Source organism: Yonghaparkia sp. Soil809 (genome assembly GCF_001429705.1).
Lineage (GTDB): Bacteria > Actinomycetota > Actinomycetes > Actinomycetales > Microbacteriaceae > Microcella.
Genome location: NZ_LMSV01000002.1, coordinates 926,754 through 944,290 on the forward strand (window position 1 = coordinate 926,754; position 17,537 = coordinate 944,290).

The following is a 17,537-nucleotide window of genomic DNA, read 5'->3' on the forward strand; positions in this document are numbered from 1 at the left end:
CTCAGCGCGGCGTCCGCGCGACGTACACGCCGTTCTGCGAGGTGCCGCCCGTGACGGGGTTCGCGAACGGCACGATGTGCCCCTGCACCTCGACGAAGACCTCGGCGAGCGTGCCGAGGAAGCCCGCCTCGGGCACCTCGTCGCTCCACAGCGCGAAGACGCCTCCGGGCGCGAGATGCCGCACCATGCGGCGCAGCCCGTCGACCGTGTACAGGTCGCGGTGCGACTCGGCGAGCGGGAAGCTCGGCGTGTGGTCGACATCGAGCAGGATCGCGTGGAAGACCGCGGGCAGGTCGGGCACCGCGCCCGGCTCGCCGCGCATGAGGGCGAAGAAGTCGACGTGGGCGAGGCGCGTGCGGGTGTCGTCGACGAGCTCGGCCGAGACGGGGAGCAGCTGACGGCTGTGCCAGTGGATGACCTCGGGCAGGGCATCCACGACGCTCAGCGACCGCACCCGGCGATCGCGCAGGGCGGCGACGGCGGTGTAGCCGAGACCGAGCCCGCCGACCAGGACGTCCCACTCGTCGCCGGCGAGGGGGGCGTCGATCGCCGCGAGGCCGAGGTCGGCGAGGGCCTCCTCTGCAACGGTGAACAGGCTCGACATGAGGTACTCGTCGCCGAGCTTCACCTCGAACACCTCCGCGTCGGCGGCCGGCTCGAACCGGCGGCGCAGCGTGAGCTCGCCCATAGGCGTCTGCTCGAAAGCGAGCTCCTCGAAGTTCTGCACGCCCGTCTCCCGTCGCGAGCGCGGGACAGACCGCGCTCCGGGGCCTCAGCCTAGGCGGCGCAGGCCGGCGGCGAGGTCATGCCCCCACCGGCGGGCGCGATCGAGCTCGCCCTCCTCCAGCGGACCGGAGGAGTCGCGCACCCAGAAGCTCTCGGGCTCGTGGTCGACCGCGAAGCCCTCGCGGCGGACGAGCCGCACCGCGGCACGGGCCGCCGACCCCGGGAAGCGCCGCGCGGCCAGGACCCGCGTGTCGAAGGTCGCGATGCGCGAGTGCTGGTGGTGATCGACGAGGGCCTGGAGGTACTCGCGCAGGCCGATCGCCGCGGACCCCGTCGTCGATCCCTGCCTCACGGCGCTGAGCCGGCTCGACTCGCGCGACATCGAGAAGGCGTGGGTGGGACCGCCCGCGACGAGGAGCTCGACGCCGTCGAGCGTCGTGGGAGCATCCATCACGCTCGCGACGCGCACGGCCGGGCCCTCGTCCTCGATGCCCGCCGCGATCGAGCGGGCGATCTGCTCGGTGTTGCCCCAGTGCGATTCGAAGACCACGAGCACCGTCATGGCGCCGAGCGTACGCGGGGCGGGGCGCGCGGGTCAGGGGCGAAAGTCCCGGGTGCGAGGGCCGCTCACTAGGGTGGTCGCGTGATCCGCCGCCGTGATGCCGCGCCCCGGAGGCCCGGCTCGTCCCGCCCCGCGCGCCTCGGCATCGCGGGCGAGCTGCTCGCGGGGGCCGGCCTGCTGTGGCGCGGCTTCGGGATGTGGCGGCGCCGCCCGGGAGTCATGGCTCTCGGCATGGTGCCTGCCGCGATCGTGGCCGCCGTCGTCATCGCCCTCGTCATCGCCCTCACCGCGAACGTCGCCGGCATCGGCGCCTGGCTCACCCCGTTCGCGGAGTCGTGGGGCGAGAACGAGAGCGAGCTCGTGCGCGGCGCCGCCGGCACGCTCGTCGTCGTGGGGCTGCTGGTGCTGGCGCTCTCCACGTTCACGACCCTGACCCTGCTCGTCGGCGATCCGTTCTACGAGCGCATCTGGCGCCGCGCGGAGGCCGACCTCGGCGCGCACTCCCCCGCCCCGTTCGGCTTCTGGCGGTCGGTCGGCGACGCGATCCTGCTCGTGCTGCGCGCGATCGGGTACGGGCTCACGACCCTCGCGGTCGGCCTCATCCCGGTCGTCGGCGCGGTCGCCGGCCCCGTCGTGGGCGCTCTCCTCGGCGGGCATCTGATCGCGCGCGAGCTCACGCAGCGTCCGTTCCAGGCCAGAGGCATGGGGCGGGATGCCCGGCGCGAGCTCCTGCGCGGGTCGCGCGCCCGCGAGCTCGGGTTCGGGGTCATGACGCAGCTGACGTTCCTGATCCCGGGCGGCGCGATCATCGTCATGCCCGCGGCGGTCGTGGGCTCGACGCTGCTCGCGCGGGAGCTGATGGAGCGAGCCGGGACGCGGGACGGAGCGCTGGAGACGCGGAACGGCCGGGCGCAGGATGCCGCGCCCGGCCGTTCCCCCGCAGCCGACTAGGCGATGCGGATCATCTTCTTGTTGACGAACTCGTCGATGCCGAGCGTGCCGAGCTCGCGGCCGGAGCCCGAGTTCTTGATGCCGCCGAAGGGCAGCTCGGGGCTGTCGGCGAGGACGCAGTTGACGTAGACCATGCCCGCGTCGATCTGGTCGGCGACGCGCGCCGCCTGCTCGGTGTCGGTCGTGAACAGGTACGAGCCGAGGCCGAACGGCGTGTCGTTGGCGAGCTGGATCGCCTCCGCCTCGTTCGCGACCTTGAACACCTGCGCGACGGGGCCGAAGAACTCCTCGTAGAAGGCCGGGTTGCCGGGCTTCACGTTCGCGAGCACGGTCGCGGAGAAGAACGTGCCTTCGCGCGTGCCGCCGGTGAGGACCTGCGCGCCGCCCTCGACGGCCTTCGCGACCTGGCCCTCGAGGTTCTCGGCGGCGGCGGCCGACGACAGCGGGCCGTATGCGGCCTCGCCCGCCATGGGGTCGCCGGGGCCGACCTCGTCCATCTTCGCGACGAACCTCTCGAGGAACGCGTCGTAGAGGTCCTCGACGACGATGAAGCGCTTGGCGCCGTTGCACGACTGGCCGCTGTTGTCCACGCGCGCGTTCACGGCCATCTCGACCGTCGCATCCAGGTCGTCGGTCGAGAGCAGGATGAAGGGGTCGCTGCCGCCGAGCTCGAGCACGACCTTCTTGAGGTGACGTCCGGCCTGCTCGGCGACGGCCGCGCCGGCGCGCTCCGAGCCGGTGAGCGAGACGCCCGCGACGCGGGGGTCGGCGATGATCGTGCCGATCTGGTCGTTGGTCGCGTAGACGTTGACGTAGGCGCCCTCGGGGAACCCGGCGTCGAGGAAGATCCTCTGGATCGCCTCGGCGGACGCGGGGCACTGCGCGGCGTGCTTGAGGATGATCGTGTTGCCGAGGATCATGTTCGGGCCGGCGAAGCGGGCGACCTGGTAGTACGGGAAGTTCCACGGCATGATGCCGAGCAGCACGCCGAGGGCGCTCTTTCGGATGAACGCCGAGCCCTCGCTGCCCTCGGCCAGGTCGACCGGCTCGTCAGCGAGCAGGGCGGGGCCGTTGTCGGCGTAGTACTGGTAGATGTCGGCCGAGAAGTCGACCTCGCCGAGGGCGTCGCCGATGGGCTTGCCCATCTCGCGCACGATGATCTCGGCGAGCTCCTGGCGGCGCTCGCGGTGCAGCTCGGCCACGCGCGTGACGAGGGCGGCGCGCTCCTCGCGGGTGGTCGTCCGCGCCCAGCCCCGCGCGGCGGCGTGGGCGGCGTCGATGGCGGCGGAGATCTCGGCGTCGGTCGCGGTCGCGTACTCCTTGACCGTCTCACCCGTGGCCGGGTTGATCACTGCGTACTTGCTCATGAGGCTCCTTGGGAATCGCGGTGCACGCATCCGCCCGGGTGAGGTCGGCAGCGTTGCACACCTCCCCCCACCCTATGAGTCGGCAGGCTGCGCGCGGCACTCCCCCTCGGCGGATTCTCGGAGCCGTCTCGCCGGTGTGTACAGCGGCGGCTCGGGGCGCGCGTCAGTCGGCGGCCGAGGCGAGCCACGCGCGCACGGCGTCGCCGTGCTCGTCGAGAGCGGGAGGCGGCGTCGGCGCGGCGGGCGTGAAGCCCGAGTACCGAAGGGGGTGCGCGAGCTGGGGCGGATGCTCCGGCCCCACGTCGACGGTCGGCTCGAGCCCGAGCCGCCGCGCGAGGGCGAGCGCCTCGTCGATGCCGTTCACGGTGCCCGCGGGCACCCCGGCCCCGAGCATCCGCGTCGCCCAGGAGCCCGCGTCGTCGACCGCCAGCAGTCCTTCGAGCGCGGCCTGGAGGGCGTCCCGGTGCTCGACCCGCGCGGGGTTGGTCGCGAAGCGCGGGTCGCGCGCGAGCGCGGGATCCCCCAGCACGCCGCAGAGCGCCGCGAACTGCGCGTCGTTGCCCACCGCGACGGCGAGGAGCGCATCGCGGCACCGCAGCGTCTCGTACGGCGCGATCGAGGGGTGGCGGTTCCCGAGTGCGCGCGGGGCGGCTCCGGTCGCGAGGTACGAGGCGGCCTGGTTGGCGAGCGAGGCGATGAGGCTGGAGAGGAGCGCGACCTCGACGTGCTGCCCGACCCCGGTCCGCTCGCGGTGAAGCAGCGCGGCGAGCACGCCCATCGCGGCGTGGTTCGCGGCGAGCAGGTCGACCATCGCGACGCCGACCTTGCGCGGCTCGCCTCCGGCGTCGCCCGTGATGCTCATGAGTCCGCCGACCGCCTGGACGAGGAAGTCGTAGCCCGGCATCGTCGCGCCCTCACCGGTCGATCCGAAGCCGGTGATCGAGCAGTAGACGGCGCGCGGGTTGCGCTCGAGCACGCTCGCGGCGTCGAGGCCGAAGCGCTCGAGAGCGCCGGTGCGGTAGTTCTCGAGCACGACGTCGGCCCGATCGGCGAGCGTGCGGGCGAGCGCGAGGTCGCTCGGGTCGGAGAAGTCGAGGGCCACCGACTCCTTCGACCGGTTGGCGGCCTCGAAGTAGGCGCTCGAGGAGCCGGCCCACGGCGGACCCCACGCCCGGGTCTCGTCTCCCGCGCCCGGACGCTCGACCTTGATCACGCGCGCGCCGAGGTCGGCGAGCAGCACGGCGGCGGTCGGGCCGGCGAGCACGCGGCTGAAGTCGGCCACGAGCATCCCGTCGAGGGGGCGGATCATGCCGCAACTGTACAGGTGGACAAATCGCGCGTCACGGGCCAGCATGAGGATGACCGGAAGGACCGTCATGACCGACTCGCCCCTCGATCTCATCGGCTTCGACTCCCTGCTCAGCGACGAGGAGCGCGCGACGCGCGATCGTGTGCGCGCCTACGTCGACGCCGAGCTGCGGCCGCACATCGCCGGATGGTACGACGCCGGGGTCTTCCCGACCGAGATCGTGCGCCCGATGGGTGAGCTCGGGCTGCTCGGCATGCACCTGCAGGGCTACGGCTGCGGCGGGCGCTCGGCCGTCGAGTACGGCCTCGCCGCCGCCGAGCTCGAGGCCGGCGACTCCGGGCTGCGAACCTTCGTCTCGGTGCAGGGCTCGCTCGCGATGACCGCGATCCACAGCTTCGGCTCGGAGGAGCAGAAGCAGGAGTGGTTGCCGCGCATGGCCGCTGGTGAGGCCGTGGGTTGCTTCGGACTCACCGAACCGAACGCCGGAAGCGACCCGGCCTCGATGCAGACCTTCGCGCGCCGCGAGGGCGACGACTGGGTCATCTCGGGGTCGAAGCGCTGGATCGGTCTCGCGTCGATCGCCGACATCGCGATCATCTGGGCGCAGACCGATGCGGGCATCCGCGGTTTCATCGTGCCCACGGACGAGCCCGGCTTCACCGCGACCCCCATCGGGCAGAAGCTCTCGATGCGCGCCTCGATCCAGTGCGACATCGTGCTCGACGATGTGCGCGTTCCCGGGAGCGCGCAGCTGCCGGGCGCCGAGGGCCTGCGCGGGCCGTTCACCTGCCTCAACCAGGCGCGCTACGGCATCGTGTGGGGCGTCATGGGGGCGGCGCTCGACAGCTACCGCGCGGCGCTCGACTACGTGCAGCAGCGCGAGGTCTTCGGCAAGCCCGTCGCGGCCTACCAGCTCACGCAGCAGAAGCTCGTCGACATGGCTCTCGAGATCGACAAGGGGTTCCTGCTCGCCCTGCAGCTCGGGCGCCTCAAGGACGCCGGGCTGCTGCAGCCGCACCAGATCTCGGTCGGCAAGCTCAACAACGCGCGCGTCGCGATCGACATCGCGCGCGAGGCCCGCGCGATGCTCGGCGGGAACGGTGTGACGCTCGAGCACTCGCCGCTGCGGCATGCGAACAACCTCGAGTCGGTGCGCACCTACGAGGGCACCGACGAGGTGCACACGCTCATCCTCGGCAGCGCGATCACGGGCATCCCCGCGTTCCGGTAGGGCGCCCGGGCTCGGCGCCTCGTGACACCGCGCCGCGCATCGGCCGCCCGGAGTGCCCGGCCGCTGCCGCACGGGGCGCACGAGGGCTGCGGGCCCGGGGAGCCGCTGCTCGAGGCCGCGACGCTGCGCCCGATTGCGGAGGAAGAGCGGGTTCGAACCGACTCTTCGTGCGCCAACCCGCTCATCGTCGGGCGCACAGCCGTCCGGGGCGGACCCGGGGCACGCCGCGGCCGGGCGGCGGATGCTGCGCTCGCGCCGCGCTACGCCCGAACGCGCGCCGGCACCACCCGCGGGTGCGACCCCGCCATCGTCTCGAGCACGCGGATCACCTGCGAGCTGTAGCCGAACTCGTTGTCGTACCAGACGTAGACGATGACCGAGTCGCCCGTGCAGATGGTGGCGAGCCCGTCGACGATGCCGGCGCGGTGCGAGCCGATGAAGTCGCTGGAGACGACCTCGGGGCTCTCGATGTAGTCGATCTGCTGGCGGAGGTCGCTGTGCAGCGACATCTGCCTGATGTGCTCGTTGACCTCCTCGCGCGTCGTCGGCCGCTCGAGCTGGAGGTTGAGGATCGCCATCGACACGTCGGGCGTCGGCACGCGGATGGCGTTGCCGGTGAGCCTGCCGGCGAGCTCGGGCAGCGCCTTCGCGACGGCCTTCGCGGCGCCGGTCTCGGTGATGACCATGTTGAGCGCGGCGGAGCGGCCGCGGCGGTCGCCCTTGTGGAAGTTGTCGATCAGGTTCTGGTCGTTCGTGTACGAGTGCACGGTCTCGACGTGCCCGTGGCGGATGCCCCAGGCGTCGTCGATCACCTTCAGCACGGGCGTGACGGCGTTCGTGGTGCACGACGCGGCCGTCACGATCCGGTCGTCGGGCCGGATCGTCTCGTGGTTGATGCCGTGCACGATGTTCTTCAGCGCGCCCTTGCCGGGTGCGGTGAGCAGCACCTTCGCCACACCCGGGCACTGCAGGTGCTGCGCGAGCCCCTCCTCGTCGCGCCAGCGGCCGGTGTTGTCGACGACGATCGCGTCGTGGATGCCGTACGCCGTGTAGTCGACGCTCGTCGGCGAGTCCGAGTAGATGACCTTGATGAGCGTGCCGTTGGCGAGGATCGTCCCCGCCTCCTCGTCGACCGAGATCGAGCCCTCGAACGGCCCGTGCACCGAGTCGCGGCGCAGCAGGCTCGCGCGCTTGACGATGTCGTTGTCGCTGCCGCGGCGCACGACGATCGCGCGCAGGCGCAGCCCTCCCCCGTTGCCGGCGTGGGCGATGAGGATGCGCGCGAGCAGTCGCCCGATGCGCCCGAAGCCATACAGCACGACGTCGGTGCCCGCGGGCTCGCCGTCCGCGGCAGCGTCGGCGCACACGAGATCGAGCTCGTCGCGCACGTACTCGACGAGCGAGCGGCCTGCCCCCGCCTCGGCGTAGCCGGTGATGAGGCGCGCGATGTCGAGCGACGCGGGCCGCGGCCCGATCTCGAGAAGCGCGCCGAGCACGCGCTCGGTGTCGTCGAGCGCGAGCGGCTCGCCCGTGACGTGCTCGGCGTACTTGTGCGCCTTGAGCACGCCGATCGCCGACTGGTTGATGAGGCGGCGGCCGTGGATGCTCGTCACCACCCCGTGCTCCCGATACAGCCGCCCGATCAGGGGGATCAGGTGCTCGGCGAGGGTCTCTCGGGCCTTCCAGGCCTCACGGTGGGCGGCGACGGCGTCGATCATGACGTTCACTCCTTGCGGCGGGCGCGGGTCATCGCGCCGCTCGCGGCTCGTTCAGGGGGTCGAGGCGATCGTAGCGATCGACGGATGCCCGCCCGCGAGGATCGGGGCGGGAATCCGCCGCAAGAATGGCCGTTCTTGCCGCGCGCGAAAGCCCGGAGGCCGGCTACGAGCCGATCGCGACCGCGAGAACGATGGCGAGGTCGGTGAGGACCATGAGCCAGAAGAGCGCGGCGAGGGCGACCAGGCGCGATCGGCGAGCGCGCACGGCGTAGCGCACGATGATCATCGTCAGCAGCAGGACGGCGGTGACGAGGGCTCCGGCGAGGGCGAGGGGCGCGTCGAGCCGCCACCACAGCGCGAGCAGCATGGCGCCGACGAGCACGGCCGCGACGGAGGCGGCGGCGATCCAGACGGTGCCCTCGGAGGTCGTGAGCGAGCCCTGGTTGCGCACGAGCGTGGGGTCGACCTCCCAGCGCTCGTCGTGCGGGTCGGTCATGGCTCCCCCTCTGCGGTCGGGGCCTCACGGTACTCCTCCGGCCTGCGAGCGGGGGATGCCCGGTTCCTCCCGCGCCCGCATCGGGCCATAGTGGGAGCGCGCGATGCGAGCCCGGCTCGACCCGCGCATCCCCCGCAGCGACGAAGGAGACGCCATGCCCCAGTTCATGCTCATCATGCGCTCGACCGACGAGGCGCTCGCGGCCTCGAAGGAGGTCGACTTCGAGGAGGTCATCACGGCCATGGGGAGGTACAACGAGTCGATGATGGAGGCGGGCGTCATGACCGGCGGCGCGGGCCTGGCCGATGCCGCGCAGGGCGCCGTCGTGCGCTTCGGCGAGAGCGGCGCCGCGAGCGAGGTCGCGCACGGCGCCTACGGCGAGACCGCCGCGCTCTTCAACGGCTACTGGGCGATCGAGACGGCCTCGCTCGAGGAGGCCGTCGAGTGGGCGAAGAAGTGCCCGCTGGGCCCCGGCAACGCGATCGAGGTGCGGCGCATCACCGACGAGAGCGACTTCGCCGACTTCGCCGACAACGAGTACATCCGGAAGGAGGAGGGCTGGGCGGCGGAGCTCTCCGAGAAGAGGGCGCAGCGCGAGCAGTAGGCGACGGATGCCCGGCACGGGCCGCCCGCCGGCCGCGGTTCCCCGCGCGCCGACTACGCGTCGGCCGCCGCGAGCTGCCCGCAGGCGCCGTCGATCTCCTTGCCGCGCGTGTCGCGCAGCGTCGTGGGGATGCCCGCCGCGTTGAGGCGGCGCACGAACTCGTTCTGCACGTCGCGGTCGGACGCCGTCCAGATCGACCCGGGCGTCGGATTGAGCGGGATGGGGTTGACGTGCACCCAACCGCGCCCGCGCTGCAGGAGCTTGTCGGCCAGCAGGTCGGCGCGCCAGGCGTGGTCGTTCATGTCCTTGATGAGGGCGTACTCGATCGAGACACGACGACCGGTCTTGTCGAAGTACTCGCGCGCGGCGTCGAGCGCCTCGTCGACCTTCCAGCGCGAGTTGACCGGGATCAGCTCGTCGCGCAGCGTGTCATCCGGCGCATGGAGGCTCAGGGCGAACGTCACGGGGATCTGCTCGTCGGCGAGCTTCCGGATCGCCGGCACGAGGCCCACGGTGGAGACGGTGATGTTGCGCGCGCTCATCCCGAGCCCGTCGGGCTGCGGCGCGACCATCGTGCGCACCGCGCTCATGAGCCGGGCATAGTTCGCGAGCGGCTCGCCCATCCCCATGAAGACGATGTTGCCGACGCGGTCGGGGGTCTCATCGCCCTTCCTGCGCCCGCCGAGTCCGCCCTCGGCGAGCACGCGGTTGGCGGCGACGACCTGGTCGACGATCTCGGCGGCCGACATGTTGCGCGTGAGCCCCGCCTGACCCGTCGCGCAGAACGGGCAGTTCATGCCGCAGCCGGCCTGCGAGCTCACGCACAGCGTGATGCGGCCGGGGTAGCGCATGAGCACGCTCTCGACGAGGGCGCCGTCGTGGAGCTTCCAGAGGAACTTGATGGTGTCGCCGTTGTCGGTCGTGAGCCGGCGCACCTCCGTCAGCAGCGGCGGCAGAAGCCCGGCGATGAGCTCGTCGCGCCCCGCCGCGGGTAGGTCGGTCATCGCCGCGGGGTCGGAGGTGTAGTGCGTGAAGTAGTGCGTCGAGATCTGCTTGGCGCGGAAGGCGGGCAGCCCGCGCTCGCGCACCGCGGCGACGCGGCCTTCGAGGTCGAGGTCCGCCCAGTGCACCGGGGGCTTGCCGCGCTTGGGCGACGCGAACTGCAGGAGCGGGCGGCCCTCCCCGTCGAGCTTCTGCTGCCAGCCCTCGGTCGCGGGGCGGACCTGCGGCCGGGCGTCCGCCACCGGTCGTGTCGTGCCGTTGTTGCGGATGCCTGCCATGCCCTCCAGGGTACGGGGGTCTAGGCGAGCAGCTCGTCGATCTGGCCGAGCGCGGCTCGCGTGCCCTCCTCGATGCCCATGCCGTTCAGCATCGCCTGATCCCCCGGAGTCGGGAATCGGGAGGTGAAGGTCATGCGCGTCCGACCGCCGCCGACGTCGTCGAGCTCGACGGTGCAGGAGATCGCGGGCATCGCGGGGTCGGGCTCGCCGTCCTGCCCCTCGAAGCCGTCGTCGAACTCGAACCGGTGCGGCGCGGAGACGCGCGTCGCGATCCACCACCCCGGTGCCCTCTCGCCGCTCGGCCCCGTCATGACGTACGTCGACCATCCCCCTGGCACGAAGTCGTGGCGGGTGAAGGTCGCGGGCCACTCGGGCGGGCCCCACCAGCGCTCGAGCTGCCGAGGGTCCGCCCACAGCTGCCAGACGCGGTCCACGGGAGCGTCGTGCTCCGTGACGAACGTCATGCTGAGAGCGTCGAGGTCGGTGCGAGCACTGATCACGGGCATGGGTCTGTCCTCCGGACGGGTCAGGGACGATCGGCGGCGAGGATGGCGTCCATCGTGGCGGAGCGGTGCCGCCACAGCGCCTCGTACGACTGCAGCAGGGCTCGGGCGCGCTCGATCGCGGCGGGGTTCGCCCGCACGAGCTGCTCGCGCCCGTGCCGCGCCTTGGCGATGAGGGATGCCCGCTCGAGCACCGCGACGTGCTTCTGCACGGCCGCGAAGCTCATCTCGTAGCGCGCGGCGAGCGCGGTGACCGAGTGCTCGCCGGTGAGCGCGCGCGTGAGGATGTCGCGGCGCGTGCCGTCGGCGAGCGCCTGGAACAGGCGATCGACCTCGTCAGGAGAGAGCGTATCTACAACCATTTGGTTGCACGTTACGCTCGCTCCCCCGCCCCGTCAAGGCCCGGGTGAGCGTGCGAAGCGTTCGGGGCATACCGTTAAGCCATGACCTCTGCTGATTCGACCACCGCGACCGAGGCCGACAGCGCGCCCCCGAGCATCCCCTTCTCGTCTCTGGGTCTCAGCGACGCCGTCATGAAGGCCCTCCACGACGTCGGGTACGAGACCCCGTCGGCGATCCAGGCGGCGACCATCCCGCCGCTGCTTCAGGGTCGCGACGTCGTCGGCCTCGCCCAGACCGGCACCGGCAAGACCGCGGCGTTCGCCCTGCCGATCCTGTCGCGACTCGACCTGTCGCAGAAGTCGCCCCAGGCCCTCGTCCTCGCCCCCACGCGCGAGCTCGCCCTGCAGGTGTGCGAGGCGTTCGAGAAGTACGCCGCCCACCTCAAGGGCGTCCACGTCCTCCCCGTCTACGGCGGGCAGGGCTACGGCGTGCAGCTGTCGGCGCTGCGCCGCGGCGTGCACATCGTCGTCGGAACCCCCGGCCGCATCATGGACCACCTCGAGAAGGGCACGCTCGACCTCACCGAGCTCAAGTACCTCGTGCTCGACGAGGCCGACGAGATGCTCAAGATGGGCTTCGCGGAGGACGTCGAGACGATCCTCGCCGACACTCCGACCGACAAGCAGGTGGCGCTGTTCTCGGCGACGATGCCCGCGTCGATCCGCCGCATCTCGCAGCAGTACCTCCGCGACCCGGAGGAGATCACGGTCAAGACGAAGACCACGACCTCCTCGACGATCTCGCAGCGGTACCTCGTCGTGTCGTACCAGCAGAAGGTCGACGCCCTCACGCGCATCCTCGAGGTCGAGAACTTCGAGGGCATGATCGTGTTCGTCCGCACCAAGAACGAGACCGAGACGCTCGCCGAGAAGCTGCGCGCCCGCGGGTACTCGGCGCAGGCGATCAACGGCGACGTCGCCCAGGTGCAGCGCGAGCGCACGGTCGAGCAGCTGAAGTCCGGCAAGCTCGACATCCTCGTCGCGACCGACGTCGCCGCGCGCGGACTCGACGTCGAGCGCATCAGCCACGTCGTCAACTTCGACATCCCCGTCGACACCGAGTCGTACGTGCACCGCATCGGCCGCACCGGCCGCGCCGGGCGCTCGGGCGCCGCGATCAGCTTCATCACCCCGCGCGAGCGCCGCCTGCTCGACGCGATCGAGCGCGCGACGCGCCAGCCGCTCACGCAGATGCAGCTGCCGAGCGTCGACGACGTCAACGCCACGCGCCTCGCGCGCTTCGACGACGCCATCAGCGAGGCGCTCTCGAACTCCTCCCTCATGGAGGTCTTCCGCGACATCATCGGCCACTACGTCGAGCACCATGACGTGCCCGAAGCCGACGTCGCGGCCGCGCTCGCGGTCGTCGCGCAGGGCGGTTCGCCGCTCCTGCTGACGGAGGAGGACATCCGCCCGCCCAAGTTCAGCCGGGATGCCGACGCTCGCGGTTCGGCCGGCGGCGCGTCCGGCGGCGGTGCCGGCTCCGATCGCGGCGAGCGTCGCCCGCGCCGCGAGGGCGGCCCGGCCCTCGCCCCCTACCGGATCGAGGTCGGCAAGCGCCACCGCGTCGAGCCGCGCCAGATCGTCGGCGCCCTCGCGAACGAGGGCGGGCTGTCGCGCGACGACTTCGGAGCGATCAGGATCATGCCCGACTTCTCGGTCGTCGAGCTGCCCGCAGAGCTGCCCCCGGCGACGCTGCGCAAGCTCGAGTCCACCCGCATCAGCGGCCGGCTCATCGAGCTCAAGCCTGATCGCGGCCCGCGCCGCGGCGCCTCGCGCGACGAGCGCGGCGGTGGCCGAGGCGGCGACCGCGACGACCGCCCGGCGCGCAAGCCGCGCCACTGAGCCGCGCCGCTGCGCGAGCCGTGGGCGGCGGTGCCGGTAAGGCGTGCGCCCGTCACGTACGCGAGCTCGTCTATCGGTCAGTTGTTGGGGTGAGGCCCAGTGGGCGGCGCAACGAGTGACCGATAGACGCGCGGCGTGACCCGCACGCCGTCACGAATGCGCTCACGAGCGAGTCGCTCGTCCAGCCCACGTCTGCGCAGGAGCCCGGCGTGCACGTTCTCCGGAGATCCGGCTGCGCTCCCCGCACGAGACGGGGCCCAGCGCGGCGGGCGCGCCGGGATTCCTGAGTTGGTGCACGCGCCGCGGCCAACCGGCTACTCCGAGCCGTAGAGTGCGAGGATGCGAGCGATACTCGAGGCCTGCGCCATGGGCGACCCGCGCTGCGATGACACAGCCGACCTCTTCGGCAATCAGCTCGACCTGATCCTCATCGGCGCCGCCCTCGTGGCCGTGGTCGTCGTGCTCACGTTGCTCATCGAGCGGGTTCTGCGGCGCCGCTCCCGCCGCTGATATCGTGACGCGATCGTCACTCCCGATCCGCGCTCGCGCGCGTAGCCTGACCGCATGAGCCGGTGGACCGAGCTGCTCGCCTCGTGCGTCGATCCGACCGTGTACTGCGACGACACGGTGGAGATCCTCAACTCGCCCCTCAATGCGTGGCTGCCGCTCATCGCGGGAGTCGTCGCGGTGCTGGCCATCGGCGCGGTGGTGCTGCGACTCGTCACCAGGCGCGAACGCGCCCGGCGCGATGCAGCGCGCGCAGGCGCCGCGCGCGCGACGGCTCCCGACGTCTAGTCGGCGCCGGAGTCGAAGGCCGAGTCTCGAGACGCTCTATCGCGAAGCGGCCTCACTGAGCTCGTTCCACCACGCGGCGATGATGGCTACGACGCGCTCGTCGATCGGGCGCCGGGCATCCGCTCGATAGGTGCGCAGCGTCGGCCGAGACTGCGTGCGCAGGATGTGGCTGACGCCCTCGAGCGCGATCGTGCGGGTCGGGCCTCCCGTGCGGGCCGCGATCACGGCGAGATCCTCCGGCGGCGACTGCAGATCGAACGTGCCGGTGATCGCGAGCAGCGGCGAGGGCGCCGCGTCGAGGTCGGCGCGCGGGTCGTAGGCCATGAACTCGCGGAACCAGCGCGCGTTCACGCGAGCCCCGCCGATACGCGCGACATCGCCGGTCGTGCGCAGCAGGCGCTGCCGGTTCTTCTCGGTCTGTTGCTCGACGTCGGTGCGCAGCAGTCGCAGCAGGCCGCGCACGAGACCGGGCACGTCGGCCGCGATGGCGCGCGACTGCCACCGCAGGACCTCGAGACCCGAGCGCGCGGAGCCGCTCAGCATGACGAATCCGGCGATGACGGGCCGACGCGCGGCGATGCGAGCCGCGACGAATGCCCCCTCGCTGTGGCCGATGACGATCACGGGGAGCTCGCTCTCGAGCACATCGTCGACGATGGCGAGTGCATCGTCGAGGAGGTCGTCGAAGCCCGTCGTGAGGAACTCCCCCTCCGACTCGCCGACGCCCCGCTTGTCCCATCGGACGCTCTCGAGGCCGCGCTCGGCGAGCCCTTCGGCGAGCTGACGCTGGATGCCCAGTGCGAGGCCGCGCGCATCGCCGTCGCGATCGGTCGGTCCGCTGCCGGGAAGCAGCACGGCGACGGCGCTCGGCGTCTCGACCCGTCGCCGCACCCCGACCAGCCGGACGGCGCCGTGATGCTCGAACGGCTGCTCGACGGCCGACGTCGTCACGAGCGCTCCCCTGCGAGCGCAGCCTGCAGAGCTGCTGCGCGCTCCGCGGCATCGGGAGCCGAGAGCACGATCCTGCGCACGGGACCGCCGGTCGCTGTGATCGACAGAGCAGGCCCCCGCCCGCGAACGACAGCGACGGTCGCCCCCTGACGCCGGCGCCAGGTGCCGATCTTCCGCGCCCCCGGGATCCCCAGCCCGGGAGCACGGATGCCGGCGACCGAGGCCAGCCCATCGGGGACGACAGCGATCACGTCGATGTCGGAAGCATGGATCCTGACATCGCCGCGGAGCGCGAGCACGCGGTCGAGCCACCCCAGTCTCAGTGTCAATCCGCTGGGGTCGGCGTGGATGGTGGTCGGCATGCATCCTCCTCGGGAGTCGTCGATCACAATGTTATCAGCGTTGATAACATTCCTGAAATTGATACAGTGGGCCGCACTCGACCTCCGCACTGCGGGAAGGACCCTGTGACCACCTCGACGCTCCTCCTGCACCCCGTCCGCCTGCGCATCGTGCAGGCGATGCTCGGTCGCGAGCAGATCACGACGCGTGAGCTGGCCGAGCGGCTCGGCGATGTCGCCCCGGCGACCCTCTACCGTCATGTCGCCGCGCTCGTCGACGGCGGCGTGATCGAGGTCGTCTCCGAAACGCGCGTGCGCGGAGCCAGCGAGCGCGCCCTGAGACTCAACCTCTCGAGGGCGAGCGTCGACCCCCACGACGAGGGGCTCGCGGACGACGAACGCGCACGCGCCGGCTTCCTCGCCTACCTGGCGTCGCTCGCCGCGGCCTTCGACGACTACCTCGCCGCGCCTCGGTCCACCCTGGAGGAGGATCTCGTCGGCTTCCGACAGGTCGCCGTGGTCGCCACGGACGACGAGTGGCGGGCGGTCGCCGCGACGATCCGGGATGCCCTGCTCCCCCTCATCGAGCGTTCGGAGGCGCCCGACGGCGCGCGTCGCCGCATCCTTGGAACCGTCAGCCTCCCGGTCGACTGACTCGACGGGAGCCGCAGGCGCTCACCGCGAGCTAGTCGGTGCCGGAATCGAAGGCCGAGGCCTCGTTCGCCGCGTCAACCGCGTGAGCGAGCGCCGCATCCGCCGACGACGACGGGGCGGCCGACTCGGTGACCTCGTCCGCGTGGCCGGCCGTGATGCGGCCCACGAGCTGCGCGGTCGCGCCGCCGATGATGCCCTGCGCCGCGTACTGCTCGAGGCGGGCGCGCGAGTCGGCGATGTCGAGGTTGCGCATCGTGAGCTGGCCGATGCGGTCGGTGGGGCCGAAGGCGGCGTCGCCGACGCGCTCCATCGAGAGCTTCTCGGGCGAGTACGACAGGCCGGGGCCGGTCGTGTCGAGGATCGTGTAGTCGTCGCCGCGGCGCAGTCGCAGCGACACCTCGCCGGTCACGGCCGATCCGACCCACTTCTGGATGCTCTCGCGCAGCATGAGCGACTGCGGGTCGAGCCACCGGCCCTCGTACATGAGGCGGCCCAGGCGGCGACCCTCGGCGTGGTAGTTCGCGATCGTGTCCTCGTTGTGGACGCCGTTGAGCAGCCGCTCGTACGCGATGTGCAGCAGCGCCATGCCCGGCGCCTCGTAGATGCCGCGGCTCTTGGCCTCGATGATGCGGTTCTCGATCTGGTCGCTCATGCCGAGGCCGTGGCGGCCGCCGATGCGGTTCGCCTCGAGCACGAGCTCGACCGCGTCGGCGAACTCGACGCCGTTGATCGCGGTCGGGCGGCCCTCGACGAACGCGATGCGGACATCCTCGGTCTCGATCTGCACCGACTCATCCCAGAAGCGCACGCCCATGATCGGCTCGACCGTCTCGAGCGAGACGTCCAGGTGCTCGAGCGTCTTCGCCTCGTGCGTGGCGCCCCAGATGTTGGCGTCGGTCGAGTAGGCCTTCTCGGCCGAGTCGCGGTACGGGAACCCGTGCGCGACGAGCCACTCGCTCATCTCCTGGCGGCCGCCGAGCTCGGTGACGAAGTCGGCGTCGAGCCACGGCTTGTAGATGCGCAGGCGGGGGTTGGCGAGCAGGCCGTAGCGGTAGAAGCGCTCGATGTCGTTGCCCTTGTAGGTGCTGCCGTCGCCCCAGATCTCGACGCCGTCGTCCTTCATGGCGCGCACGAGCAGGGTGCCGGTCACGGCGCGCCCGAGGGGCGTGGTGTTGAAGTAGGCCTTGCCGCCGCTGCGGATGTGGAAGGCGCCGCACGCGAGGGCGACGAGGCCCTCCTCGACGAGGGCGGCCTTCGCGTCGACGAGGCGGGCGATCTCGGCGCCGTACTCCTTGGCGCGGCCGGGCACGGCCTCGACGTCGGGCTCGTCCGGCTGACCGAGGTCGCCCGTGTAGGTGCAGGGGATCGCGCCCTTGTCGCGCATCCACGCGACGGCGACGGAGGTGTCGAGGCCCCCGGAGAAGGCGATGCCGACGCGCTCGCCGACGGGCAGGGAAGTCAGGACCTTGGACACGATCCCCGATTCTATCGGCGGCCGGGCCGGCCCGGTGCCGCCGTGCGGCACGAGCGGGCGACGGATGCGCGGGCGCGGCTGGGCATCGCCCGTGCAGCCCGCTGGCGGGCATCCGCAGCCCTCGGCTATCGTCGCTCGGATGCTCAAGCTCATCGTCGTCCTGCTCGTCATCTGGGCCGCCTTCGCGGTCATCGGCTTCGTGATCGAGGGGCTGCTCTGGCTCGCGTTCCTCGGCCTCGTCCTGCTCGTCGCGACCGCGGTGTGGGGCTGGTTCCGGCGCCGCGCGACGCGCGACTGACCGACGGCGGCGGGGCGGGCTGAGTACGCTC

At 71.9% G+C, this 17,537-nt stretch carries 20 protein-coding genes; 8 read left to right on the forward strand and 12 right to left on the reverse strand.

Annotation, left to right across the window (positions count from 1 at the left end):
- Position 1: 1 nt before the first annotated feature.
- Positions 2-727, reverse strand: a complete 726-nt coding sequence (locus tag ASG83_RS11880; RefSeq protein WP_235451468.1) for a spermidine synthase — start codon at positions 725-727, stop codon at positions 2-4.
- 45 nt (positions 728-772) lie between these two features.
- A complete protein-coding gene (locus ASG83_RS11885; protein ID WP_055861686.1) occupies positions 773-1,288 on the reverse strand; it encodes a flavodoxin domain-containing protein in 516 nt (171 codons plus the stop codon).
- 81 nt (positions 1,289-1,369) lie between these two features.
- On the opposite strand from ASG83_RS11885, the gene ASG83_RS11890 reads away from it, so the two are divergent.
- Positions 1,370-2,239 carry an EI24 domain-containing protein gene (locus ASG83_RS11890; protein ID WP_235460196.1) on the forward strand — a complete coding sequence of 290 codons (870 nt, stop codon included), beginning with the start codon at positions 1,370-1,372 and terminating at the stop codon, positions 2,237-2,239.
- Here the strand turns inward: ASG83_RS11890 and ASG83_RS11895 are convergent.
- Positions 2,236-3,606, reverse strand: a complete 1,371-nt coding sequence (locus ASG83_RS11895) for an NAD-dependent succinate-semialdehyde dehydrogenase (RefSeq protein ID WP_055861690.1) — start codon at positions 3,604-3,606, stop codon at positions 2,236-2,238. The genes ASG83_RS11890 and ASG83_RS11895 overlap by 4 nt on opposite strands.
- A 163-nt stretch (positions 3,607-3,769) precedes the next feature.
- Positions 3,770-4,915, reverse strand: a complete 1,146-nt coding sequence (locus ASG83_RS11900; protein ID WP_055861700.1) for a CaiB/BaiF CoA-transferase family protein — start codon at positions 4,913-4,915, stop codon at positions 3,770-3,772.
- Positions 4,916-4,982: 67 nt separating this feature from the next.
- Here ASG83_RS11900 and ASG83_RS11905 point away from each other — a divergent pair, with 67 nt between their 5' ends.
- On the forward strand, positions 4,983-6,146 hold the full coding sequence (locus tag ASG83_RS11905; protein ID WP_082599222.1) for an acyl-CoA dehydrogenase family protein: 1,164 nt from the start codon (positions 4,983-4,985) through the stop codon (positions 6,144-6,146).
- Positions 6,147-6,406: 260 nt separating this feature from the next.
- On the opposite strand, the gene ASG83_RS11910 is transcribed toward ASG83_RS11905, so the two are convergent.
- Both ASG83_RS11910 and ASG83_RS11915 read right to left on the reverse strand, forming a co-directional pair.
- On the reverse strand, positions 6,407-7,864 hold the full coding sequence (locus ASG83_RS11910; RefSeq protein ID WP_055861706.1) for a glyceraldehyde-3-phosphate dehydrogenase: 1,458 nt from the start codon (positions 7,862-7,864) through the stop codon (positions 6,407-6,409).
- A 163-nt stretch (positions 7,865-8,027) separates the two neighbouring features.
- The gene (locus ASG83_RS11915) at positions 8,028-8,360 is read right to left on the reverse strand and encodes a hypothetical protein (RefSeq protein ID WP_055861709.1); all 333 of its coding nucleotides are present in this window, start codon (positions 8,358-8,360) and stop codon (positions 8,028-8,030) included.
- 154 nt (positions 8,361-8,514) lie between these two features.
- Here ASG83_RS11915 and ASG83_RS11920 point away from each other — a divergent pair, with 154 nt between their 5' ends.
- Entirely contained in the window at positions 8,515-8,964 is a 450-nt protein-coding gene (locus tag ASG83_RS11920) for a YciI family protein (protein WP_055861712.1), read from the forward strand.
- Positions 8,965-9,017: 53 nt separating this feature from the next.
- Here ASG83_RS11920 and rlmN read toward each other — a convergent pair whose 3' ends face one another.
- The 3 genes from rlmN to ASG83_RS11935 form a co-directional block, all read right to left on the reverse strand.
- Entirely contained in the window at positions 9,018-10,244 is a 1,227-nt protein-coding gene (gene rlmN / locus ASG83_RS11925; protein ID WP_055861715.1) for a 23S rRNA (adenine(2503)-C(2))-methyltransferase RlmN, read from the reverse strand.
- A 20-nt stretch (positions 10,245-10,264) separates the two neighbouring features.
- A complete protein-coding gene (locus ASG83_RS11930) occupies positions 10,265-10,708 on the reverse strand; it encodes an SRPBCC domain-containing protein (protein WP_369813395.1) in 444 nt (147 codons plus the stop codon).
- A gap of 62 nt (positions 10,709-10,770) precedes the next feature.
- Positions 10,771-11,109, reverse strand: a complete 339-nt coding sequence (locus tag ASG83_RS11935; RefSeq protein ID WP_055861720.1) for a helix-turn-helix transcriptional regulator — start codon at positions 11,107-11,109, stop codon at positions 10,771-10,773.
- An 81-nt stretch (positions 11,110-11,190) separates the two neighbouring features.
- Here ASG83_RS11935 and ASG83_RS11940 point away from each other — a divergent pair, with 81 nt between their 5' ends.
- The 3 genes from ASG83_RS11940 to ASG83_RS11945 all read left to right on the forward strand — a co-directional run bounded on the left by ASG83_RS11940 (position 11,191) and on the right by ASG83_RS11945 (position 13,788).
- Positions 11,191-12,993 carry a DEAD/DEAH box helicase gene (locus ASG83_RS11940; protein WP_055861722.1) on the forward strand — a complete coding sequence of 601 codons (1,803 nt, stop codon included), beginning with the start codon at positions 11,191-11,193 and terminating at the stop codon, positions 12,991-12,993.
- A gap of 339 nt (positions 12,994-13,332) precedes the next feature.
- Positions 13,333-13,503: a hypothetical protein gene (locus ASG83_RS12725; RefSeq protein WP_156376826.1), complete on the forward strand. Its 171-nt coding sequence runs from the start codon at positions 13,333-13,335 to the stop codon at positions 13,501-13,503.
- Positions 13,504-13,557: 54 nt separating this feature from the next.
- Positions 13,558-13,788, forward strand: coding sequence for a hypothetical protein (locus tag ASG83_RS11945; RefSeq protein WP_055861725.1), 231 nt, complete (start codon positions 13,558-13,560; stop codon positions 13,786-13,788).
- A gap of 36 nt (positions 13,789-13,824) precedes the next feature.
- Here the strand turns inward: ASG83_RS11945 and ASG83_RS11950 are convergent, their stop codons facing one another.
- Positions 13,825-14,739, reverse strand: a complete 915-nt coding sequence (locus ASG83_RS11950) for an alpha/beta hydrolase (RefSeq protein WP_055861728.1) — start codon at positions 14,737-14,739, stop codon at positions 13,825-13,827.
- Positions 14,736-15,101, reverse strand: a complete 366-nt coding sequence (locus ASG83_RS12820; RefSeq protein WP_055861731.1) for a hypothetical protein — start codon at positions 15,099-15,101, stop codon at positions 14,736-14,738. Before ASG83_RS12820 ends, ASG83_RS11950 begins: the two co-directional genes overlap by 4 nt.
- Before the next feature lie 105 nt (positions 15,102-15,206).
- Between ASG83_RS12820 and ASG83_RS11960 the strand changes: the two genes are divergently transcribed.
- On the forward strand, positions 15,207-15,734 hold the full coding sequence (locus tag ASG83_RS11960; protein ID WP_162242511.1) for a helix-turn-helix domain-containing protein: 528 nt from the start codon (positions 15,207-15,209) through the stop codon (positions 15,732-15,734).
- A 31-nt stretch (positions 15,735-15,765) separates the two neighbouring features.
- Here ASG83_RS11960 and argG read toward each other — a convergent pair whose 3' ends face one another.
- Positions 15,766-17,208 (reverse strand): argininosuccinate synthase, encoded by a 1,443-nt coding sequence (gene argG, locus ASG83_RS11965; protein ID WP_055861734.1) that lies wholly within the window; start codon positions 17,206-17,208, stop codon positions 15,766-15,768.
- A 139-nt stretch (positions 17,209-17,347) separates the two neighbouring features.
- Between argG and ASG83_RS12730 the strand changes: the two genes are divergently transcribed.
- Positions 17,348-17,506 carry an LPXTG cell wall anchor domain-containing protein gene (locus tag ASG83_RS12730; RefSeq protein WP_156376828.1) on the forward strand — a complete coding sequence of 53 codons (159 nt, stop codon included), beginning with the start codon at positions 17,348-17,350 and terminating at the stop codon, positions 17,504-17,506.
- Positions 17,507-17,537: the final 31 nt, after the last annotated feature.